Below are 329 nucleotides of genomic sequence, written 5' to 3' on the forward strand. Positions count from 1 at the left end.
CGCGGCTTCCAGCAAGCGGAAGCGGTTCATGAAGAATTCGAACGGCCGATCCGCCGCCGCCACCTCATGCTGCTTGTCCATGTAGTCGCCGCGCATAAAGCCGCGCGGGTGCTTGGTCTTGGCGGTGCGCAGGATGCGTCCGTCGCTGAAGGTCACCTTGCCGTGCGCGCCGCAGCCGATCCCCAGATAGTCGCCGAAGCGCCAGTAGTTGAGATTGTGCTGGCATTGGTAGCCCGGCTTGGCGTAGGCCGAGGTTTCATACTGCTGATAGCCGGCGGCGCTCAGCAACTGGTGGCCGCGCTCGAAGATGTCCCACAGCGCATCGTCGT

1 pseudogene is annotated in these 329 nt (G+C 63.8%); it reads right to left on the reverse strand.

Annotated elements, in window-relative coordinates:
- Positions 1-329 (reverse strand): annotated as a pseudogene (locus tag JYB63_RS22715) (radical SAM family heme chaperone HemW); the annotation flags it as partial.

It is taken from the genome of Aliamphritea spongicola, assembly GCF_017051665.1.
Lineage (GTDB): Bacteria > Pseudomonadota > Gammaproteobacteria > Pseudomonadales > Balneatricaceae > Amphritea > Amphritea spongicola.